Below are 21782 nucleotides of genomic sequence, written 5' to 3' on the forward strand. Positions count from 1 at the left end.
CCTATAATTTTCTGATTGCCGCTTTAAATTGATTACCCCTATCCTCGTAGTTTTCGAACAGGTCGAAACTTGCACAGGCCGGGGAAAGTAGAACGGCATCGCCACGAGTGGCCATTTTATAGGCCACCTTCACGGCTTGTTCCATTGAAAAGGTTTCTACCATGGGCTCCACTACCCCACTAAAGGTGTCCATGAGCTTGGTATTGTCCATTCCCAAACAAATAATGCCTTTTACCTTTTCCCTTACCAAAGGCATTAAGGGGGTATAATCATTGCCTTTATCTACCCCTCCAACAATCCAGACAATTGGTTTTTTTATACCTTCAAGAGCGTAATATGCAGCATTTACATTGGTGGCTTTGGAATCATTCAGATATTCCACATGATTGATTTTCAAAACCTTTTCCAATCGGTGTGGTACCCCTTGGAATGTTTGGATACTTTGTTTGATGGCCTCCTTACGAACACCGACCAACATAGCTGCCAAACCTGCGGCCATGGTATTCTTAATATTATGTTGTCCTTCCAAAGTCAAAAAATCCGTACTCATATCTATCGTGTTAGCTTCTAGTTTAAATTGTATTACCCCATTTTCCATCCAAGCGCCCATTTCCTGACTTGTGCTCAAGGAAAAGGGAACCTGTTTTGATCGAATGGTGTGCTTTTGCAGCCCCTCCTGAATAATCTTATCATCAGCATCATAAATCAGATAGTCATTTTCATCCTGGTTCATGGCTATCCTGAATTTAGCCGCGATATATTTTTCAAATTGGTACTCATAGCGGTCCAAATGGTCCTCCGTTATATTGGTTATCACGGCAACTTTTGGCTTAAAATCAACAATACCGTCCAGTTGAAAGCTGCTTATTTCCAACACATAATGGTCCACGTCCTTTTCAGCTACCATTTTGGCATAACTGTCCCCAATGTTTCCCGCACAGCCCGCATTTAAGCCTGCCTCTTTCAACAAATGATAAGCAAGGCTCGTGGTGGTTGTTTTTCCATTGGTTCCCGTGATTCCAATAATGGTGGCATCCGTATATTGGGATGCAAATTCAATTTCTGAAATCACCGGGGTACCTTGCACTACCAATTTTTGCACCAAAGGCACCTTGTCCGGGATGCCCGGACTTTTCATCACCAGGTCAGCATTTAAAATCCTTTCTTCGGTATGCTGGTTATCTTCCCATTCAATCTCAAAATGTTCAAGAACTTCCTTATATTCCGGTTTGATTTCCCCTTTGTCCGAAACAAAGACCCCAAACCCTTTTTGTTTTCCCAAAATGGCCGTACCTACGCCACTCTCCCCTCCACCAAGCACCACCAAACGCTTCATTGCTAGCGTATTTTAAGTGTTACTATGCTTAGTATGGCCAACAAAATCCCCACAATCCAAAAACGGGTGACAATTTTACTTTCATGGTACATTTTCTTTTGATAGTGATGGTGCAATGGCGCCATTAAAAAGATCCGCCTGCCCTCTCCGTATTTTTTCTTTGTATGCTTGAAATATCCAACCTGTAACATCACCGATATGGACTCGGCGAAAAAAATTCCGCATAGCAATGGAATCAACAACTCCTTGCGAACAATGATGGCTATTACGGCGATGACCCCACCAATTGTCAAGCTTCCCGTATCCCCCATAAAAACCTGGGCGGGATAGGTATTGTACCAAAGAAAACCTACGAGCCCCCCCACAAAGGCCGCTATAAAAACCACCAATTCCCCTACCCTTGGGATATAGAAAATATCCAGATAGTCAGAGAATTGTATGTTACCCGATACCCAGGCGAATATGCCCAAGGTCAACACAATGATCGCCGAGGAACCTCCGGCCAAACCATCGATCCCATCGGTTAAATTGGCACCGTTGGATACCGCGGTTACGATAAGAATCACAATCGGAATAAAAATCAACCATGCATAATCCGCTGCGCCATCCCCCATCCACGAAATGAGGTCCGCGTAGTCCAATTCATTATTCTTGAAAAAAGGAATATTGGTACGAACGGATTTAATTTCCTGCCCATAGACCTTTTCTACCTTAAAGTCCTGGGTAATGGTCATAACATCCTTTTCCTTCATGGTGACCATAGGATGGAAATAGAGCACGGCCCCTACAATGAGTCCCAAAACAATTTGGCCCATTACCTTAAAGCGGCCCTTTAGCCCTTTTTTATCCTTTTTAAAAATTTTAATGTAGTCGTCAATAAACCCGATAATTCCCATCCAGAGCATGGTAACGATCAATAGGACGACATAAATATTCTTTAAGTCCCCTACCAACAGTACCGGTATTAAAGTGGACATAATAATAATGATACCACCCATTGTAGGGGTACCCGCCTTCTGCTGTTGTCCCTCCAATCCCAGATCGCGGATGGTTTCCCCTATTTGTTGCTTTTGGAGAAAAAGGATGATTCGTTTACCATATACCATGGCAATAAGCAAGGAAAGGATTACCGCCACAGCTGCCCGGAAGGTGAGAAACTGAAACAGGGAAGCTCCCGGAAGTTGGTATTGTCGTTCTAAATATTCAAACAAATAGTAAAGCATCCTTATCTACTTATTTAATTCCTTTAATGCTGTGGTCACTTCTTTAAAATCATCAAAATCCGCACGTACGCCCTTCGTTTCCTGATAGGTCTCATGTCCCTTTCCCGCAACCAATATGATGTCATTGGCCATGGCCAGTTTACAGGCAGTTTTAATGGCCTGCTTCCTGTTTTCTATGGACAGCACCTTTTTGGTGTTTTGGGCTTCCACACCTTTTTCCATTTCATCAATAATCTTACTCGGTGATTCACTTCTTGGATTGTCCGATGTAAAAATGGCCTGATTGCTCATTTCCGATGCGATATGACCCATAACCGGACGCTTCGACTTATCACGATCACCACCACACCCCACTACGGTGATGACGTTTTCATTTCCAGTCCTCAATGCGTTGATGGTAATCAGCACATTTTTAAGCGCATCCGGTGTATGGGCATAATCAACAATTGCCGTAATTTTCTTTTTCGATATAAAATATTGGAATCTCCCGTCCACATTTTCCAATTCGCTCACCAGGCGAAGTATTTCCAAGGTTTCCAGTCCCAGCATATCCGCTGTGGCATAAATGGCCAACAGATTGTACGCATTAAAGTCCCCTATAAGTTTGGACCACAGCTCATTCTCATTAAACTTCAACAGTTGTCCATTGATCTGCCGTTCCAGGATCTGACCCCTATAGTCGGCATATGATTTTAAGGCATAGGTGACTTTTCTTGCCTTGGTGTTCTGCAACATCACCATTCCATTCTTATCATCCACATTGGTGAGCGCAAAGGCCGTTTTGGGCAAACCGTCGAACAACTTTTTCTTGGTATCGCGATAGGCGGCAAACGTTTTGTGGTAATCCAAATGATCATGTGACAAATTGGTAAAAATGGCGCCTTCAAAAAACAAGCCTTCGGCACGTTTTTGATGGATGCCATGAGAACTCACTTCCATAAAACAATACTCAACCCCTTCTTCGCTCATCATATCCAAATAGCTATTGATGGTCAGGGAATCGGGAGTGGTATGGGTGGTTGGGTGTTCGTTATCATCCACCATAATTTTAATGGTGGAAATTAAACCCACTTTATAGCCTGCTTTTTTAAAGAGTCGATACAACAACGTGGTTACCGTTGTTTTCCCGTTGGTTCCGGTAACTCCAACAAGCTTTAGGTTTTTAGAGGGATTTCCATAAAAGTTTGCTGCCATAATAGCCAATGCCCTTTGGCTATTGTCTACCTGGAGGTACGTCACCCCGTTGACCATCAATTCCGGGAATTCCTCACAAACAATGGCTTTTGCACCCGTATTGACCACTTGTGGTATAAACTGGTGCCCATCAATTTGTGTACCTGGAATAGCTACGAAAACATCATCCATAGCGATTTTTCTGGAATCGAAATGAATGGCATTTACCATAACACTGGTATCCCCGTGTACCGCCTTTAGGCCAACCCCGTATAATATGTCCTTCAACAACTTCACGACAGTTCCAAAATAATTTTGTTGACCTCTTTGGCATGGGTCCCGGCCTTTACGGATTGTGCTTTTACCTTCCCATTCCCCTTGACCTCAACTTCCAGTCCCATATTTTCCAATAGGGAAATGGCATCCATGGCACTCATGCCACGGAGGTTGGGAATCGCATTCAACTTTTCCTGTGCCCTGGCATAGAATTGCCCATAATTCCCTTCCAGTCCCTCGTTTTTTGGGGTCAAAGATGTTACCTCCTCCACTACCGGTGAATTGGAGTATATTTTTTGTGCAAGGGACTTGAATACGGGGCCAGATACGTCCGCACCATAATACCCCACACCTTTATCCGGTTCATGAATCACCACAATACAGGAATACTTGGGATTGTCTGCCGGAAAATAACCTACGAATGAAGAAATATAGGCTAATTTGTCCGGGTCCTTGGCCACATAATTCTTTTGACAGGTCCCTGTTTTCCCAGCCATGGAAAAATTGGCCGAATACAGCCCGTTACCAGTTCCGAAATCTTTATCCACCACATTTTTGAGCAGTTGCTGTGCCTTTTCTACATTTTCCTCGGAACAGATGGAGGAATTGATGACGTCCTTCTTAAATTCCTTGATTACCTTGCCCCCTATCCGGGCTTCTTTTAAAAAACGGGGACGTACCATTTCCCCATCATTGGCAATGGCATTGTAAAATGTTAAGGTCTGTATGGGTGTCATGGCCACTTCATACCCATGGGACATCCAGGCCAATGAAATTCCAGACCATCCCTTATCGCCTGGATACCGCAATACGGGCTGACCTTCACCAACGATCGGCAAATCCAAATCTTGATGCAACCCCATATTCATTAAGCGGTTTACAAACTTTTCCGGCCTCTCTTTATAGTTTTCATGGATGATCTTGGCAAATGCCGTATTGGAAGAAACCGCAAAGGCCTCTGCTACCGAGATTTCACCGTATCCACCCCATTTGGAATCTTTGACCATACGGTCATAGACCTTATATTTTCCCTTTCCGGTATCCACAACACTATTTGTATCAATCACCTGATCCTCCAATGCCGCCAACAAGCTCATTAGCTTAAAGGTAGAGCCCGGCTCATGGGATTCCCCAACGGCATAGTTCAGTTTTTCATAGTACGTACCTTCCTCAGTTCTCCCCAGATTTGAAATGGCCTTGATTTCCCCTGTCCTTGTTTCCATGACCACAACGCAACCATGGTCCGCTTTATATTTCTCCAATTGCGCCAATAGGGCATGATGGGCCACATCCTGAATATTGGTGTTGATCGTCGTTACGATATCCTGACCATCCTTGGGTTCCACAGTATTGTTAAACCCTACAGGTTTCCACTGGCTACCCGCACTTTTCTGCTTGAGACGCTTACCTTCCCTCCCACGTAAATAACTAAAGCCAAAAGCACCGTCCAATCCCACGCGGGTGAAGTATCCGTTTTCATCCACCCTTTCATAACCAATGGTCCTAGCCGCCATTTTCCCCAATGGATATTCACGAACAACGCGATGTTTTTCTATAAACCCTCCTCTGTTGGGACCCAATCGAAACATGGGAAACTTTCGCATTCTCGCATAATCCAAATAGGAGACATTGCGGGCAATGAGTTTGTAGCCGTTCTTATTGGCCCTTGCCTTGCGAAGCATTTGAAGGTAATGGGATGAGGGTTTATTGAACAATTGGCCCAAGGAATCGCACAGTGGACCAATATGCTCCTCCCAAACCTTGGGTTTCACGGTGTTGGCATCAAACCGGATTTCATATTTGGCCACCGAAGCCGCCAATAGACTTCCATCATCGGCATAGATATTGCCCCGGTTGGGCTCAATGGTGAACATACGTTCGGTCTTTTGTAGGGCCTTGGCCTTGTAGGTTTCCCCTTTCACCATTTGAATATCCACAAGTTTGACCACTACCCCAATGGCAAAAACGAACAATCCCCCGGCAACCAGATACAACCTATTCATGATATGTTTCTCGGTAATAGGCACTATTCTTCGGATTTAACTATTATTTTTTGAGGGGGAACAGCTGTAGGTTTCAATCCATTGTCCACTACTTCCACTCGCAAAGTGGATTCCAAACGCATTTGTTGAAGTTGTTGTCGCAAAGCCACAAACTCACTGCGCATCGCACGCACTTCTTCGTTCAATTCGGAAATTTTGGTTACTTTTTTATCCGCACGATGGCTGCTGGAAATCATCAGGGCCGCCAGAAAGGATGCAAAAAGAAGGAACAGCCAGTTTTTGGGAGCATCCCCACTCACCAAAAACCTACCTTTTAAAATATCCAATAATCCTTTTTTCATTTTCTGCCGATTGTTTTTTCCAATCCTAAATTCGCTCCGCTATCCGAAGCTTAGCACTACGCGCCCTATTGTTTTTTGCTATTTCTTCACTTGACGGAACTATAAGTCCCCCTATCTTTTTCAATGGCACGTCCACATTACCATAAAAGTCCTTTTCTGCCTGACCCTCAAATTTGCCATCCCGGATGAACCGCTTTACCAATCTGTCTTCCAGGGAATGGTAACTTATTACACTCAACCTCCCCCCTTTATCCAACACTTCGGGAACCTGCTCCAAGAATTCCTTCAACGCCAAGACCTCCTCATTTACCTCAATCCGAATGGCCTGATAAACCTTTGCCAAAGTTTTATTCTCCTTTCCCCTTGGCAAAAATTTTGCAATGGCATGTTTAAGGCCATCCGTTGTTTCAATCGGCCTCCGCGACCTTTCGGCCACAATGGCATGCGCTATGCCCTTAGCACTTCGCAGTTCCCCAAATTCAAGAAAGACCTTGGTCAACTCCTCCGCGCTACGTTGATTCACCAAATGATAGGCACTTTTGGCCATTCTTTGGTCCATTCGCATATCCAATGCCGCATCAAACCTTGTGGAAAATCCTCGTTCGGCCACATCAAACTGATGGGAAGACACCCCAAAGTCAGCCAAGATTCCATCAACTTTTAGAATGCCATAGAACTTTAAAAATCGTTTAAGGAACCGAAAATTCTCATTGATCAATTCAAATCTTCCATCCTTAATGGTATTGGCCAGTGCATCTTCATCTTGATCAAAGGCAATCAACCTTCCCTTACTGCCCAGCCGTTTCAATATTTCAGTGGAATGGCCCCCTCCACCAAAGGTGACATCCACATAAACCCCGTCTTCTTTTATGTTCAATCCATCTACCGATTCCTTAAGAAGTACCGGTAGGTGGTATGCCCTGTGCTCCTCCATTGAAAATTTCTTCAGAGAAATCGTCAAATTCCTTATCAGTCATGGAATCCAGATTCTCCTCATATTTTGGTTTAGCCCATATTTCCACGAACGTATGGGCGGCATTCAGCACAACTTCCTTCTCAATTCCCGCAAACCCTATTAGGTTTTTTGGTATTTGAAGTCTTCCCGAATCCCTATCAATAGTGACATCATCTTTTAACCCCGCTGTGTATTTGCGCAACCAAAGACGAAATTGTTTACCCTTGTTGGGATGGGACATGACCTGCTTCATCAATTCATCGAACTTCACCCGCGGATACAATTCCAAGCAATCATGGTCCACGGAACGCTTAATAACAAAATCATCCCCCATAAAGGGCATTAATTTGTTTTTTAGCGATGTGGGCAGAATTATCCTACCCTTGGCATCCGCTTTGCAATCATGTTGTCCAACAATGGAAGTCACTTCTTAGAGAGCCGTTTATTGTAATTACTAACCCAAATATATATAAATTATTACCTAATAATCCACAAATCTCCACTTTGTTGATAACTTAATCCACTAAAAGACACTCACTTTTGCACATTTCTACACTTTGCTTACCCATTCCCATCCCAAAAATGTTGTGTTTTGAAATGCCTATATTTGCCGCTCGATGCCGAACCAACTTAGATGGAAGACGAAATCATAACAGACGGTAAATACCGTTACATTGAAATTGGTGAAGGGAAGCCCATTATCATTCTTCATGGGCTCATGGGGGGTTTAAGCAATTTCCAGGGGGTGACCCATTTTTTTCCAACCAAAGGTTATCAAGTTTTGGTGCCCGAATTGCCCATCTATGACATGCCCATGCTCAAAACCACGGTAAAAAACTTTGCCAAGTTCCTAGAGGAGTTTATAGCCCATAAAGGCCTTAAAGACGTTATCCTTTTGGGAAATTCCCTGGGCGGCCATATTGGCCTTTTACATACCAAACTATTTCCTGAAAAAATAAAGGCATTGGTGATAACGGGCAGCTCCGGGCTCTATGAAAGTGCCATGGGTGATGGCTATCCCAAACGTGGGGATTACGAATTCATTAAAAAGAAGGCCCAGGACGTCTTCTATGACCCTAAAGTCGCTACCAAAGAGATTGTGGACGAGGTATTTGCAACGGTAAATGACCGAATGAAACTGGTGAAGACTTTGGCCATTGCCAAAAGTGCCATTCGCCACAATATGGCCAAGGATTTGCCCAATATGCAGACACCTACTTGTATTATTTGGGGGAAACAGGACAACGTTACCCCTCCAAACGTAGCAGAGGAGTTTCATGAGCTCCTACCGGATTCCGAATTGTTCTGGATCGACAAATGTGGCCATGCTCCCATGATGGAGCATCCTGAGCAATTCAACCAAATCTTGGATGCCTGGTTGGTAAAACGGGGCTTTTAGCAACACCTCGTGTACATCCTGGTGTAGCGTTTATGGTCCTGTATCTTTGTAATTGATTTTCTATCCCGGTACAATGAAAATTACATCCGCCGAATTCGTAATGAGCAATTCCGATGTGCTCAAATGCCCCAAAGAAGCACTACCTGAATACGCTTTTATTGGCCGTTCCAATGTGGGAAAGTCATCACTTATCAATATGTTGGTCGATAACAAAAATCTGGCCAAAACCTCTGGAAGACCGGGTAAGACCCAGCTCATCAACCATTTTAAGATCAATAACAATTGGTTTTTAGTGGACCTGCCGGGTTATGGCTATGCGCGTGTGTCCAAAAAGGAAAAAAAGACCTTTCAAAAATACATCACTGCGTACTTCTTGAAACGAAAGCAACTGGTTTCCGCATTTGTACTGGTTGATATTCGGCACGAGCCCCAAAAAATTGATATGGAATTTATGGAATGGTTGGGGACCAATGGTATTCCATTTTCCATTGTTTTCACCAAAGCCGACAAGCTCAAGTCCGAAGCCATAAACATCCGGGTCGATTTTTATCTCAATACCCTGAAGGAAGGCGCCTGGGAAGAAGTGCCGCCTCACTTTATCACCTCATCCACAAAATACTTGGGACGCGAAGCGCTTTTGGCCTATATTGATGCTATAAACCATAAGGTTGCCCAAGGTTGGTCATGATAGGGGGTAAAACCTATCTTACCGTTGGTCATACCCATGGTATTGTGGTCTTTTAGATTAATTCCAAGCGCTCTTTTACCAAACCAACCAAATCATGAACCGTTTTTAACTGATTGAGTTCTTCTGTAGAAATCACAACCTCCAAACCATTTCCTCCCTCAGTAAGGACAATGGGAAACGAAAATTTGTACCCAAACTTGCTTTTGTATTTCTTGGCAAACTCGTCTTTATGGAGGAATACCATCTCCCGATCGGTTTCTTGTCTAAATTTTTTCCATATCCTATTTTCCAAGGCTACGCCAAAGGTCAGTTCGCATAACTTACAGTCATACGTTTGGGGACTGAACACTTTGTGCATACTGTCCAAAAAAGCATTGGCCTTGCCCGAGTTGGCATTGTAGATAAAAAGTAGTTTTTGAACGTTTTCCATTTCTCCCAAAAGATAACGCATAATAGTAATTGTTTTCACCCTGGATTGTCCTTATTTTGACCAAATCAAACCATGAAAATGAAAAATAGCTGCTTTGCCCTTATTGCCTTACTCCTATTGACAAGCTGTAGTACTTCCGACAATACGAAAAGTGTTACGAAAAATACTGAACAGTTTAAATTGGAACTACAACATTTGAAGGAGTATTTCCATATTCCCGGACTGGCCGTGTTGGTCCAAAAAGGGGATTCCGTACTTTACGAAGATTACTTTGGCCATGCCAATGTTGAGGAGGATATTAAGGTGGATTCAACCACCCAGTTCCCCATCGCGTCCATTACCAAGGTTTTTGCGGGTGTTGCTTTGTTCAAACTGCAAGAAGAGGGAAAGCTTTCTTTTGAGGACGCCATCAACACTTATTTTGACGACCCTATTTTTGACGATTCCATAAAAATAAAACACGTCCTGTCCCATACCTCACAGGGAAGCCCAGGTGAAAACTTTTATTACAGTTATCGTTTTGGCGCGTTGACCCATGTCATTGAAAAGGCATCAAAAACTTCATTTGGGGATTATATTGGGAATGGGATTTTTGTACCCTTGGATTTGCAGAACACTTTTTTGCTAACGGATTCAACTTCGGTTACCAAGACTATGGCCAGACCCTACAATTTTGATGAACAGGTTGTTGCAGGACAAGTGGAGTACGGCGCTTCTGCTTCCGCCGGTATTGTTAGCAATCCAAGGGATATGGCCAAATTCAGCAAAGCCCTGGATGATAATGTATTATTGGACGAAACCTCGAAGCTTGGGATGTACACTCCCTTCGCATCCCACCTTCCATATGGCCATGGTATTTTCTCCCAAGTGTTTAATGGCAAAAAAGTGCTTTGGGCCTATGGACAATATGATTCCTATTCCAGTTTGCTTTTAAAAGTTCCCGAAGACCATCTAAGCCTTATCATACTTGCAAACAACAATTTGATGAGCGACCCTGCCCGACTTATCTATGGGGATGGCCTTTCCTCGCTTTTCACCCAGAGCTTTTTAAAAAATTATGTGTTTGATTTTGGTGATATGCCCCTATTTGAAAGCGGAAACGGCACGGAAAAATTTCAAAATACGGAGCTGCACCGAAAAAAGTTGCTTGCCGAAGCTTTGGCCTCTTCTTTTATGGCCCGTTTTGACGATTCGGAACTGGAAAAAAGCAAAAAATTGCTTCGACAGCTATTCAAGCAGTATCCCGATTATCCGGCCTACGCAGACCTCAACCTATTGCACAACCTTACGTTTATCAAAGATGTGCATTTTTCCAAAGATTTAGGGCCATTTGATGAATTTGACCCTCAAATTGAAGCCATAGCCAATACCTTATTAAAAAAAGACCAAGACAATCCCTATGTGAATATCTATATGGGAACCTTCCACAATCGCAAGGGAAATTTGGACAAGGCCCAATCCCATTTTGAAACTATTGCGAATGCCAAAAACTTTTCCCCTTTTTGGTACACTTCGGAGGCAAAGCGGTGGTTGGAAGAACACAACTAGTCATTGCATCTGTTCAAAATCCTTTTAAGGGATATAACAGCATTTGCTTTACATACGAATAAAGCTTGTTGTTGTGCATTCTTTTTCATGATTTAAATATATTATCTTAAACCCATGGATTTCATTATTGTCCTTATTGGCCACTGGGTGGGTGATTACCTCTTCCAGACCAGAAACATGGCCATTAAAAAGAGTAGCAGTATCAAATGGCTGCTAATTCATGTATTTACTTATACCGCGGTGCTTTTTGTTGTGGCCCAGTTCCTGTTTTCATGGCAGGTTGGTCTCGGATACACGCTATTTAATGGTGCTTTGCACCTGATTGTAGACTTTTTTACCAGTAAACTGACCACAAAATATCAAGACAGGCCCCATATTTTCTATCCTATTTTGGGTTTTGACCAGTTGCTGCATACCATTTGTTTGTATTGGACCTTTATAAATTCCGATGTTTTGGCCTTATAACCGTTACTTAAATCCACCTAAATGCAAATCACACCACGTTCATATATCAAGACACTTACCCTAATCCATTCGGCTTTAATGCTAGGGCCATTTTTGTTGGGTACTTTCTTTTTCCTGAACACCGAAATTATAAGTACTGCGGAACAAGACGGCAATGCTATGTTCATCTATGTTTTTCCCTTGATTGGGCTCATCGGTATTTTTGGGGGGAAGTTTCTTTATAAACTATTCCTAAATCCACTTTTTCCCAAGGAAACCCTGGGGGAAAAATTGACGGGACTTCAATCTGCCCTGCTCATTCAATATGCCTTACTGGAAGGGCCGGCCCTTTTGAACATTATTTGGTTTGGACAATCGGGCAACGCCCTGTTTTTAACCGTTGGCGGGGTTTTACTGCTCTATCTGTTTGTATTGCGTCCCAAATCATCGAAAATAGAACATGATTTACAACTCCAAGGGGAACATAAAAGACAGTTTCATAACCTGGACGAACCTTTGACCTAATGCGTAACCCTATATTTATCCTGTTTCTGATTATCCTATACGCCACCCCTGCCATAGCTCAGGATGGGTTTTATCAAAAATTAGCTGAAAATGCCCTTGTTCTTACCGAGGATAAGGTAGTTTACGACCCCAGTTATTTCGCAATCCCTTACCCCAATGGGGATGTTCCTTCGGGTAAGGGGGTCTGCACGGACGTAATCATAAGGGCTTATCGTAAAATGGATATCGATCTTCAAAAGCAAGTTCATGAAGACATGCGGTCCAACTTTGACAACTATCCCAAGATTTGGGGCCTAAAAAGACCGGACACCAATATTGACCACAGAAGGGTTCCAAATCTCATGGTGTTTTTTGAGCGATTTGGGGAAACGCTGCCCATAACAAGAGAAGGAAAAGAGTACAAAGCCGGGGATATCGTATGTTGGAACCTTGGCGGGGCCGTTACCCATATTGGCATTGTGAGCCCCAAAAAATCCCATGATGGGAAACGCCCCCTAATGGTCCATAACATTGGTTCGGGCCAGGTTTTACAGGATTGCCTTTTTGACTATAAAATCATTGGACATTACCGTTACAACAACGGGCTTAGCCCTTGAGCTCCAACTTTTCGGCAAAATACTCACAAAAGTCCTTCATGGTCGCCGTCATTTTCTCATCTTGCGTGGCACGCATAAAGGTATCTGACAAGGTGACCAGGGTTTGATGAAAAAAGAGTTTCATCTCATCCACCGGCATATCCTTGGTCCAAAGATCAATTTTTAGGGATTCCTTGTTTTTACTGTCCCAAACAGATAGCAACATGGCCTTTGCTTCCTCATTTTCCACTCCTCCGTCTTCCGCGGACCAGGTGAGTTCCTCTGGAACCCTATTCTCGTCCAGTCCCACTTTTAATCGTATTTCTGAAGTATGTGCTACTGCCATTACTTTTTTGGTTTATAGTTTGATTTTTTGAAAATTTCATCAGCGGGCATGTCCAAAAGCTCCACCAAGGCAACCCCGGGATTTCTTTGTGCAAATGCCCTTATAATTTGCCAGCCCATATAACGTCCCAGCCTTCCGGGTGATTCACTGTCCAATTCCAGTTGAAACTTTGAGAATGGTGCGGGATCCAGAAATCGTCGGTCCAGCGCAGATTCCGTGCTGTACAATAACTCCCTTTCCACAAAATAACGCCAGATCTGTTCTTCATTGGTGGTGGCCCACTCCATTTCCGTATCCAAGTAGTTTATTTTCTGGGCATCAGTGGCATTGGGAATCAAAATATCCTTCAGGTAAAGTTCCTTCCCATAATACACCATTCTGGAAAGAAATGTTCTGTTGCGGGGATAATGATTAATCGTTTTGGCAAAAGCACCGGCTACATCGGAAACCAGGAACTTCTTATCCAATCCCTGGGCAATATATCTTGAAATACTCCTGTAGAAATGATGATCTTGCCCCAAGTAATTGTCCAAGCCCAATAACAATAGGGAATCAGACAAAACCACCCGATTTTCATATTGCACCTCGGATGTTAGGGTAATTCCTTTGGGAACCTTATATTTTGGAAAATAATACTTAATGTGCTGGAACAGCGAAGTCAATTCCGACTCTTGTTCCCTAAAATCCCCGAAAGCCTTATCAACTTCGGAAAGCAATTCCTGTTGGATTGTATCGGTAAGCTTGGCCACCCAAACGCTATCCGGAAATTGTTTTGGGAATAAATAGGGGTATTTGGACTTAAGCACGGGAATTTGATCCGGACCTGCTTGGGCAAATTCCCGATCGAACCGCTCAATTTTTAAATCAATTGGAATCTTGGCAATCTCCTGTTCCAATGTATTGTCTTCCCCACAAGAAATTAAAAGAATAAACAACAATGACGGAAAGTATTTTTGTACCCACTTCATTATTAGCGTCCCAGCGTTTAAATTTACAAGCTGCAAAGGTAATTTTTAGATTCATAAATAAAACATAATGCAAACAGAAAAGGTAATTGAACATATTGTCAATTGGTTGAGGGATTATGCCATTAATGCCAATATTAAAGGTTTTGTCATTGGAGTTTCCGGAGGTATTGATTCGGCCGTAACCTCTACCTTATGTGCTAGGACCGGATTGGAGCTCCTATGCGTGGAAATGCCCATACACCAAGGGGAAAGTCAAGTGACACGTGCCGATGGACATATCAACTGGCTAATGGACAATTATGCCAATGTTAAGCGTCAACCCGTAAACCTTACTCCCGTTTTTGACAGTTTAGTAGCTGCTTTACCAAAAGTAGCGGACGAAGAAAAACGTTTTATGTCCTTGGCGAATACCCGGGCCAGGTTACGCATGACAACCTTGTATTACTTTGCTGCCCTCAATGGTTACCTGGTCGCCGGAACTGGAAACAAGGTAGAGGACTTTGGTATTGGTTTTTACACCAAATATGGGGATGGGGGTGTGGATTTAAGCCCTATTGCGGACCTTGTTAAGACCGAGGTGTATGAACTGGGGTCAGTTTTGGGGGTAAACCAGGATATTATGGAGACACCTCCCACGGATGGTCTTTGGGGAGACCATAGAACGGACGAGGACCAAATTGGGGCCAGCTACCCTGAATTGGAATGGGCCATGCAAGTGGATAAGGAAGGAAAAAGCATTGATGACTTTTCTGACAGGAAAAAAGAAGTGTTTGCCATCTACAAAAAATTCAATTCGGCAAATAAGCATAAGATGATTCCTATACCCATTTGTGAAATCCCTGATTCGCTAAAATCTGCATCTTAACCGTATTTATCGCAATTAAAACGAATAAAACCCCAAAAATTCTGTGGTTTTAATCAAATTTTGGGAGTTTTGTATTGCTATTTTGTTAACTTGCCCGTCATTCTTTGTAGGCTTTTAAGTACTAAAAAGAGTAACAACCAAATAAAGTTAAAGTAAAAACTACCCACATGATCAACGTTTTAATAGCTGATAGCCATCCGATTGTCCGTTTAGGGATAAAGCAGGTCTTGGCTTCTGCTTCAGGTTTCGAAGTCGTAGCGGATGTTTCATCCACTACCGAACTTTTTGCGGCCTTGGAAAAAGTTACCCCCGATGTCGTAATGCTGGAAATGGATATTCCAGAAATTAATGGGATTGCTACCCTAAGAAAAATCAAGCAAGAATTTCCTACCACAAAAGTATTAATGTACAGTGGCCAATCCGAAGATGTCTATGCCCTCAGTACCATAAGGGCCGGTGCCTTTGGTTATCTTTCCAAAACCGCTGATGTAGATTACATTATTGCTGCCCTTAAAAAGGTAGCGGAAGGAAATATGTTCATTACCAATGAACTGGCACAACGTTTGGCCTTTGATGAAGGTACACAAAAACCGAGAAGATTCTTTAGAAAGCTTTCTACCAGAGAGGTAGAAGTACTGAAACTTCTGGCCAGCGGAAAACGCAATAAAGAGGTTGCTGAAGGGCTAAACCTCAATGAAAAAACTGTTAGTACGTACAAAGCACGTTTAATGCGCAAGTTGAACGTGGATAACCTAGTGGATTTGTTGCAACAAGCCAAAGCCTTGGAGCTTTATTAAGAAGAATCCATTAGTGTTTCAATTAAAAACCCCAGAAATTCTGGGGTTTTTAATTTTTAGGAGAGTACCCTATTGAGCTTTTCGTTGAGAAGCTTGTTCAATTGAAGGTAATTCATAATCTCTTCCAATACCTCGGCATTGTGTTCCATAGAGTCCTGGGTATTCTTTTGCAACAGGGATATTCTGGTTTTGATCAAGTTGCACCGCAAGGTCAATATGGTCTCACTCACCAACTGCGCTATACCATAATCCTTTGGTTTTGGGTAAATATCCTTACTTTCCCAATTGTGCAGTACATATTTCTCTTCTTCCATTAAAATTGAAGAGACTTCATTGCCTATTTCCTGATCCAAACTGGAAATAAAGGTACTTATGGAAAAATCCTTTTCCTCATTCAGTTTTTGTACCAAACCATAATACACCTCCCTAAATCGTTCATTGGAAAGTTCGATTTCATCTTCCTGCAAATCCAGATACACCTTCTCATAGACTTTGGCTTCTATCGTTTCGGGTTCCAACACCAAATCCCCTTCTTCGTTTTCCTTCAATACCAGGTCTTCAAACTCCTGTTTCTGGTTTCCATAAAGCAGTAGAATCTCAATGATTTTTCGTTCCAGTTCATTTTGAACATCCACTTTTTCAACAGACCGTTCGTTTTTAACGACTTCAAAGGATTTCTGTTCCTGCCTAAGTCTTTTGCCGGCATCGGCAGTCCCTTTCTTGTTGATCTGTGCCAGGGTGTTATACAGCACTTCTTCGGAAACCTGCATGATTTTGGCGCACTCCTGTATGTAAATCTCCTGCTTTATCCGGTCCGGAATCTTTGAAATACTGTTGACAATATCCCTTACCGTATCGGCACGTTTAATGGGATCGTTAGCGGCCTCCTCGGCCAACAGTGATGTTTTAAATTGAATAAAATCCTTGGAATTTGCTTCCAGGTACAATACCACATCTTCATACGCATGATGTCTTGCGAAGCTATCCGGATCCTCTCCCTCCGGAAAGGAACAGACCTTTACGTTCATGCCCTGTTCCAAGATGAGGTCTATCCCACGAAGGGAAGCCCGGAGTCCAGCAGCGTCCCCATCAAAAAGAACCGTAATGTTCTTTGTAAGCCTATTGATCAATCGTATTTGTTCCGGAGTAAGTGCCGTTCCGCTGGAAGCCACTACATTTTCTATACCGCATTGGTACATTTGGATAACATCGGTATACCCTTCAACCAAATAACAATTGTCTTCTTTGGCTATGGCCTGTTTTGCAAAATAAATGCCATAAAGCACTTTACTTTTATGGTAAATCTCACTCTCCGGGGAATTCAGGTATTTCGCCGCTTTTTTATCATTGCCCAAAATCCTCCCCCCAAATCCCAATACACGTCCGCTCATGGAGTGGATGGGAAAGAGTACCCTTCCTTTAAAACGATCGAAGGTTTTTGCTGTTTTCCCTGCTTGTTCCTTCACAATGGTCAAACCGGTCTTCTCCAAAAACTCCAATTGATATCCTTTGTCCAATGCGTTTTTGGTAAAGGCTTCCCATTGGTCCAAACTATAGCCCAGTCCAAACTTTTTTATGGTCCCCTCCAAAAAGCCCCGCTCTTTAAAATAACTTAGACCAATGGCCTTGCCTTGTTCGGTTTCCCACAATGTCCTTACAAAATAATCCTGGGCATACTCTGAGACCAAGTACATACTCTCCCGTTCGTTGGCCTGTTCCTTTTGTTCATCCGTTTGTTGGGTTTCCTCAACTTCTATATTGTATTTTTTGGCCAAGTACCTGATGGCTTCCGGGTAGCTAAAATGTTCGTGCTCCATTAAGAAAGCGACCACATTTCCTCCCTTACCACTACTAAAATCCTTCCAAATCTGTTTCACAGGGGAAACCATAAAACTTGGGGTTCGCTCATCCGAGAAAGGGCTTAATCCCTTAAAATTGGAGCCCGATTTTTTCAACTGCACAAAATCACCTATGACCTCCTCTACCCGTGCCGTTTCATATACTTGATCTATGGTGGTCTTTGAAATCACTGGACTATCTTATCAACTTGAAGGTCTTAAAACCTAAATTTGTGGTTAAACCTTCAAATTTATCATAAAAATGATTCTTTTCTTTGGTACGCGACCGGGAAAAAAGATGGAACGGCAACTTCCCGGTGTTTCCTGTCCCCATTGTAGCCAAGTGGGTACATTGACACTGGTTTCACGTCCCAACTATTTCCACCTGTTCTGGTTGCCCCTGTTTACCATACAAACATCCCGCTATGCGGAATGCTCCCATTGCAAACGGGTGTACCATGAAGACGAATTTACAGCGGAAATGAAGCGATCGGCCTCCTGAAAAGTCCGGTTGGTTTCTCAATCCAGATCAAAACGCAGTCCCAGGGAAATGTTCCTTTGGTCCACCTCTGCATTTCTGAAAATAGGGTTCAAATCGTATTTTAGATAAAGTGAGGTGTTGCCAAAACCGGCGTATGCACTTAATCCATATATTAAATTGCTGGTATTGTAACCGCGTTTGAACTTCTCTTTGACTTCTTCCCCATCCCGGCTATACTTTAGTTTTTGCCTGGTTCCTATATTGAACCCTCCATATCCCCCAATGCCCATTCTGAACTGTCTCCTGAGCGAATACCGTATCTTTTCCTCAGTCTCATAAAGCCTGGAAGGGCCAAATTCAAAATGAATGGGAAAAACCAAATTATCCATGCGCAATTTGGATTTGTCCAGTTCCACATCGAACTCCTGGAGTTCCGTTTGGTCCCCGTTCTGTACAAAATATTGATTGCCATCTGGCTTTAGGCCATTAAATTGAAATGACAATCCATAGTTAAGTCGAAGCCAGTTGGAATTTCTGAATACCCTTGTCCGCCATTGGAAACCCATTTCAAAAAACCGACTCCCTCCAATTTTGTACGGGGAATCATCCAAGGATTGTCCTTCAATCAATGCATTGTTAAAACCTATCGCAAAAACAAAATCAGAGTAGGTTCTACGATCGTACTTAACAGGCCTGTCCCAATCCTTGTCCTTAAAACGAATTCCCAAAATTCGATAATCCTCATCATCGCCATCGGTGAAATCTATAATCATGGTGTTTTCCCCTTCCAAAATGGCATCATCCGTTAGCTCTTGATTTCTCTCTAAAAGGGCAATCCTGTTGTTAATAATGGCCAATCTGTTCTCAATGTTCAACGCCCTTTTTCGTGCGGCTTCCTCCTTAAGTATTTGGGCTTCATTTTCGGTGATAAGACCTTTTTCCAAGCGTTCGTGAATGGCTTTGACTTCCTCTTTTAAAGCTTTCTTTTCCTGTTTGGAAACCTCCTCCTTTTGCCGCTCCAATACCCTGATTTTCCTTTGAACGGAACTGTCCTGTGCATAAGCGTTCGAGATGGATGAAGCAATAAAAAGCAATAAAAGGAATACAGTAATTTTTTTCATGATTGTTTTTTGATTTTGGTCCGCCCTTGAACAGCCCCTCGTTACCGAGGGGCGTGAATAAGGATTGGTTTGATTGATGAATATTAATTATTACGATCGGCCACTGCCGTGCGTAGCTTAAAGAAACCTTCTTTTAATTTTATAAACAATGGGTTGCGGGCATCATCGTACAGTTCCATCTCCACTTCATTTAAAAGTGCCACAGCATCCACCTTTCCATCTTCTTTAAAAACTTTGGTGGCCAAAAGTTCTCTCTGTGCGACCATGAGCAATGAATCTATCTCTGCATCAGAAACGGTAATGGCGTTATTTTCCATATCGTTTACCTGGGCCAGTACTTCTTCCAGTTTATCCTCGATGATCTTATCTTTTAAAGGCACTTCCAGGACCTTCTCCTTCGGAGTTTCCTTTAGTGCTACCAACTCAACCGTTGTGTTGTTGTTTTGATGCGATATTTCCTTAATTGCCATTCCCGATTCCGGGACCTTATTTTCAACACCTGGCTTTTCTTCTCCCACAGAGACAATGGCTTTATTTTCGGGGGGTGTTCCAAGTTCGTTTTCACTGTTGTTGACCGTAGTATTTTTCCCTTCCACCAAAACACTGTTCCCACTGCCCTCCAAAGGCTCCTTATTATTGATCAAAACTCCCAGGGACAATACAACCAAAGCAGCAAAGCCCGCGGCCACCATCCACCAATATGTTTTATTTGCTGATGTCCTGGTTTCCGTACCCAAACCCTCGGAAATCCTATTCCAAGCCCTGGGCGAAGGCGCAATTTCCCGCTTCTCCAGTTTTTGTTTTATATGTTTTTCCAACTTATCCATGCCTGTACTATTTGTTCTTGGACCGTAAATGGGTCGATAATCCTTTTAATTTTAAGTTTTCCTGTAACAATTTCCTTGCCTTAAACAATTGGGATTTGGACGTTCCTTCCGAAATGTTCAGCATGTCCGCTATTTCATGGTGTTTGTATCCTTCAACGGCATAGAGCACGAAAACCATTTTATATCCTTCTGGTAATGCATCTATCAACCTTTGAATGTATTCCACGTCCATTAAGGATGCATCTGAATGGGAATCCATTTGATTTAAATCCACCATCTCATCATCATACACCACAAATTGCCGTTTTCTTAGGTGGGAGATACTTTCCCTCACCATAATCTTTCGAATCCAGCCCTCAAAACTGCCCCGGTGCTCAAAAGCATCAAGATTCTTAAAAGCTTTTACAAATCCGTTCACCATAACATCTTCGGCGTAATGCAAATCTTTGATATACTGACGGCAAACACTTAGCATTTTGGGGGCAAACCTATCATAAATGGCCTTTTGCGCCCCTTGACTCCCGGCAATGGCCCGTTTTATCAATTGCTTTTCATTACTATAAAAAGAGATGACTTTCAATGGTTCTCGATTTGTCTTCTATTAGTACAGACGTCAGTAGTTTATAAACGGTTGCCCAAATTTCAAAAAAAACTACTTTTTTCGGTCAACAACATAGTTCACCATAAGGGTAAGCGCTGCTTTGTAATCCGAATTTGGGTAGTTGTTGAGGATTTCCAAAGCTTCATCCTTAAATTCCATCATTTTGGAAACCGCATAATCCAACCCTCCCATTTCCTTGACATAGGCAATCACTTCTTTGACCCGTTTTTTGTCCTTATTGTGATTTTTAATGGAATTGATGAGCCACTTTCTATTTGCTTTATCGCTTCGATTTAAGGCATAAATCAAAGGAAGGGTCATTTTTTGTTCTTTAATGTCTATTCCGGTAGGTTTACCTATTTGCTCGGTTCCGTAATCAAATAGGTCGTCCTTTATCTGGAATGCCATGCCACACAATTCACCAAACTTCCTAAAGATCCCCACTTCTTCGGAATTAGGTCTTACGGAAGCGGCACCCATGCTACAGCAAGCGGCGATCAATGTTGCGGTCTTCTGTCTTATGATATCATAGTAGACTTCCTCCGTGATATCCAAAAGCCGGGCCTTTTCAATTTGTAAGAGCTCCCCTTCGCTCATGGATTTAACCGAATCCGATATAATTTGAAGCAGGTCATAATCCCCTTTTTCCAGGGAAACCAATAGCCCTTTTGAAAAGAGGTAATCCCCAACCAAAACCGCAATTTTATTTTTCCATAGGGCATTTATCGAAAAAAACCCACGACGCTTATAGCTTTCGTCCACCACATCATCATGTACCAGACTGGCCGTGTGTATCAGCTCTATAATGGAAGCTCCCGTATAGGTCCGTTCAGCGACTTCGCCTTGGTTCAGCATTTTTGCCGTTAAAAAAACGAACATGGGACGCATCTGTTTTCCCTTCCTGTTTACAATATAATAGGTAATACGATTGAGCAAGGCCACTTTAGAAGACATGGACTCATAAAACTTTTGTTCAAAAAGTTCCATTTCCCGTTCTATAGGCTCCCGTATTTGCGATACGA

At 42.7% G+C, this 21782-nt stretch carries 24 protein-coding genes; 9 read left to right on the forward strand and 15 right to left on the reverse strand.

The features are described from left to right. Position 1 precedes the first annotated feature (1 nt). The 7 genes from murD to L0P88_RS03320 are packed head-to-tail and all read right to left on the reverse strand — an operon-like array spanning position 2 to position 7734. The gene (gene murD / locus L0P88_RS03290) at positions 2-1336 is read right to left on the reverse strand and encodes a UDP-N-acetylmuramoyl-L-alanine--D-glutamate ligase (RefSeq protein WP_247133209.1); all 1335 of its coding nucleotides are present in this window, start codon (positions 1334-1336) and stop codon (positions 2-4) included. Positions 1337-1338: 2 nt separating this feature from the next. Beyond that, the gene (gene mraY, locus L0P88_RS03295; RefSeq protein ID WP_247133210.1) at positions 1339-2559 is read right to left on the reverse strand and encodes a phospho-N-acetylmuramoyl-pentapeptide-transferase; all 1221 of its coding nucleotides are present in this window, start codon (positions 2557-2559) and stop codon (positions 1339-1341) included. A 6-nt stretch (positions 2560-2565) separates the two neighbouring features. Beyond that, positions 2566-4029: a UDP-N-acetylmuramoyl-L-alanyl-D-glutamate--2,6-diaminopimelate ligase gene (locus L0P88_RS03300; protein WP_247133211.1), complete on the reverse strand. Its 1464-nt coding sequence runs from the start codon at positions 4027-4029 to the stop codon at positions 2566-2568. Next, the gene (locus L0P88_RS03305; protein WP_409557706.1) at positions 4026-6011 is read right to left on the reverse strand and encodes a penicillin-binding protein; all 1986 of its coding nucleotides are present in this window, start codon (positions 6009-6011) and stop codon (positions 4026-4028) included. Before L0P88_RS03305 ends, L0P88_RS03300 begins: the two co-directional genes overlap by 4 nt. A 23-nt stretch (positions 6012-6034) precedes the next feature. Further along, positions 6035-6352: an FtsL-like putative cell division protein gene (locus L0P88_RS03310; RefSeq protein WP_247133213.1), complete on the reverse strand. Its 318-nt coding sequence runs from the start codon at positions 6350-6352 to the stop codon at positions 6035-6037. 25 nt (positions 6353-6377) lie between these two features. Then, the gene (gene rsmH, locus L0P88_RS03315) at positions 6378-7286 is read right to left on the reverse strand and encodes a 16S rRNA (cytosine(1402)-N(4))-methyltransferase RsmH (protein ID WP_247133214.1); all 909 of its coding nucleotides are present in this window, start codon (positions 7284-7286) and stop codon (positions 6378-6380) included. Continuing rightward, positions 7246-7734 carry a division/cell wall cluster transcriptional repressor MraZ gene (locus tag L0P88_RS03320; RefSeq protein WP_247133215.1) on the reverse strand — a complete coding sequence of 163 codons (489 nt, stop codon included), beginning with the start codon at positions 7732-7734 and terminating at the stop codon, positions 7246-7248. Before L0P88_RS03320 ends, rsmH begins: the two co-directional genes overlap by 41 nt. Positions 7735-7941: 207 nt before the next feature. On the opposite strand from L0P88_RS03320, the gene L0P88_RS03325 reads away from it, so the two are divergent. After that, the gene (locus L0P88_RS03325; protein WP_247133216.1) at positions 7942-8706 is read left to right on the forward strand and encodes an alpha/beta fold hydrolase; all 765 of its coding nucleotides are present in this window, start codon (positions 7942-7944) and stop codon (positions 8704-8706) included. A gap of 73 nt (positions 8707-8779) precedes the next feature. After that, positions 8780-9394 carry a ribosome biogenesis GTP-binding protein YihA/YsxC gene (gene yihA / locus L0P88_RS03330; RefSeq protein WP_247133217.1) on the forward strand — a complete coding sequence of 205 codons (615 nt, stop codon included), beginning with the start codon at positions 8780-8782 and terminating at the stop codon, positions 9392-9394. 52 nt (positions 9395-9446) lie between these two features. Here the strand turns inward: yihA and L0P88_RS03335 are convergent, their stop codons facing one another. Then, entirely contained in the window at positions 9447-9863 is a 417-nt protein-coding gene (locus L0P88_RS03335) for a GTPase (protein WP_247133218.1), read from the reverse strand. 39 nt (positions 9864-9902) lie between these two features. Between L0P88_RS03335 and L0P88_RS03340 the strand changes: the two genes are divergently transcribed. The 4 genes from L0P88_RS03340 to L0P88_RS03355 all read left to right on the forward strand — a co-directional run bounded on the left by L0P88_RS03340 (position 9903) and on the right by L0P88_RS03355 (position 12937). After that, positions 9903-11372, forward strand: coding sequence for a serine hydrolase domain-containing protein (locus L0P88_RS03340; RefSeq protein ID WP_247133219.1), 1470 nt, complete (start codon positions 9903-9905; stop codon positions 11370-11372). A gap of 114 nt (positions 11373-11486) precedes the next feature. Further along, a complete protein-coding gene (locus L0P88_RS03345) occupies positions 11487-11837 on the forward strand; it encodes a DUF3307 domain-containing protein (protein WP_247133220.1) in 351 nt (116 codons plus the stop codon). A gap of 21 nt (positions 11838-11858) precedes the next feature. Next, a complete protein-coding gene (locus tag L0P88_RS03350; protein ID WP_247133221.1) occupies positions 11859-12341 on the forward strand; it encodes a hypothetical protein in 483 nt (160 codons plus the stop codon). Next, positions 12341-12937 (forward strand): DUF1287 domain-containing protein, encoded by a 597-nt coding sequence (locus tag L0P88_RS03355; protein WP_247133222.1) that lies wholly within the window; start codon positions 12341-12343, stop codon positions 12935-12937. Before L0P88_RS03350 ends, L0P88_RS03355 begins: the two co-directional genes overlap by 1 nt. On the opposite strand, the gene gldC is transcribed toward L0P88_RS03355, so the two are convergent. Together gldC and gldB are read right to left on the reverse strand one after the other, a co-directional pair. Then, the gene (gene gldC / locus L0P88_RS03360; protein ID WP_247133223.1) at positions 12927-13262 is read right to left on the reverse strand and encodes a gliding motility protein GldC; all 336 of its coding nucleotides are present in this window, start codon (positions 13260-13262) and stop codon (positions 12927-12929) included. The genes L0P88_RS03355 and gldC overlap by 11 nt on opposite strands. Beyond that, complete coding sequence (gene gldB / locus L0P88_RS03365) at positions 13262-14230, reverse strand: gliding motility lipoprotein GldB (RefSeq protein WP_247133224.1); 969 nt, start codon at positions 14228-14230, stop codon at positions 13262-13264. The genes gldC and gldB overlap by 1 nt, the downstream gene beginning before the upstream one ends. 67 nt (positions 14231-14297) lie before the next feature. On the opposite strand from gldB, the gene nadE reads away from it, so the two are divergent. Further along, positions 14298-15095 carry an NAD(+) synthase gene (nadE, locus tag L0P88_RS03370; RefSeq protein ID WP_247133225.1) on the forward strand — a complete coding sequence of 266 codons (798 nt, stop codon included), beginning with the start codon at positions 14298-14300 and terminating at the stop codon, positions 15093-15095. Positions 15096-15262: 167 nt separating this feature from the next. Next, positions 15263-15892: a response regulator transcription factor gene (locus L0P88_RS03375; protein ID WP_247133226.1), complete on the forward strand. Its 630-nt coding sequence runs from the start codon at positions 15263-15265 to the stop codon at positions 15890-15892. Positions 15893-15948: 56 nt separating this feature from the next. On the opposite strand, the gene dnaG is transcribed toward L0P88_RS03375, so the two are convergent. Next, a complete protein-coding gene (gene dnaG, locus L0P88_RS03380; protein ID WP_247133227.1) occupies positions 15949-17922 on the reverse strand; it encodes a DNA primase in 1974 nt (657 codons plus the stop codon). A gap of 70 nt (positions 17923-17992) precedes the next feature. Here dnaG and L0P88_RS03385 point away from each other — a divergent pair, with 70 nt between their 5' ends. Further along, positions 17993-18232, forward strand: a complete 240-nt coding sequence (locus tag L0P88_RS03385; RefSeq protein WP_247133228.1) for a zinc-ribbon domain-containing protein — start codon at positions 17993-17995, stop codon at positions 18230-18232. A gap of 17 nt (positions 18233-18249) precedes the next feature. Here the strand turns inward: L0P88_RS03385 and L0P88_RS03390 are convergent, their stop codons facing one another. The 4 genes from L0P88_RS03390 to L0P88_RS03405 all read right to left on the reverse strand — a co-directional run bounded on the left by L0P88_RS03390 (position 18250) and on the right by L0P88_RS03405 (position 21747). Further along, positions 18250-19332, reverse strand: coding sequence for a hypothetical protein (locus L0P88_RS03390; RefSeq protein ID WP_247133229.1), 1083 nt, complete (start codon positions 19330-19332; stop codon positions 18250-18252). Positions 19333-19415: 83 nt separating this feature from the next. Then, positions 19416-20159 (reverse strand): hypothetical protein, encoded by a 744-nt coding sequence (locus L0P88_RS03395; RefSeq protein ID WP_247133230.1) that lies wholly within the window; start codon positions 20157-20159, stop codon positions 19416-19418. Positions 20160-20166: 7 nt separating this feature from the next. Beyond that, positions 20167-20739, reverse strand: a complete 573-nt coding sequence (locus L0P88_RS03400) for an RNA polymerase sigma factor (protein WP_247133231.1) — start codon at positions 20737-20739, stop codon at positions 20167-20169. Between the two features lie 72 nt (positions 20740-20811). Continuing rightward, a complete protein-coding gene (locus L0P88_RS03405; protein WP_247134830.1) occupies positions 20812-21747 on the reverse strand; it encodes a polyprenyl synthetase family protein in 936 nt (311 codons plus the stop codon). Positions 21748-21782: the final 35 nt, after the last annotated feature.

Origin of the sequence: Muricauda sp. SCSIO 64092 (genome assembly GCF_023016285.1) — a bacterium.
In the GTDB taxonomy this organism is placed as follows: Bacteria; Bacteroidota; Bacteroidia; order Flavobacteriales; family Flavobacteriaceae; genus Croceivirga.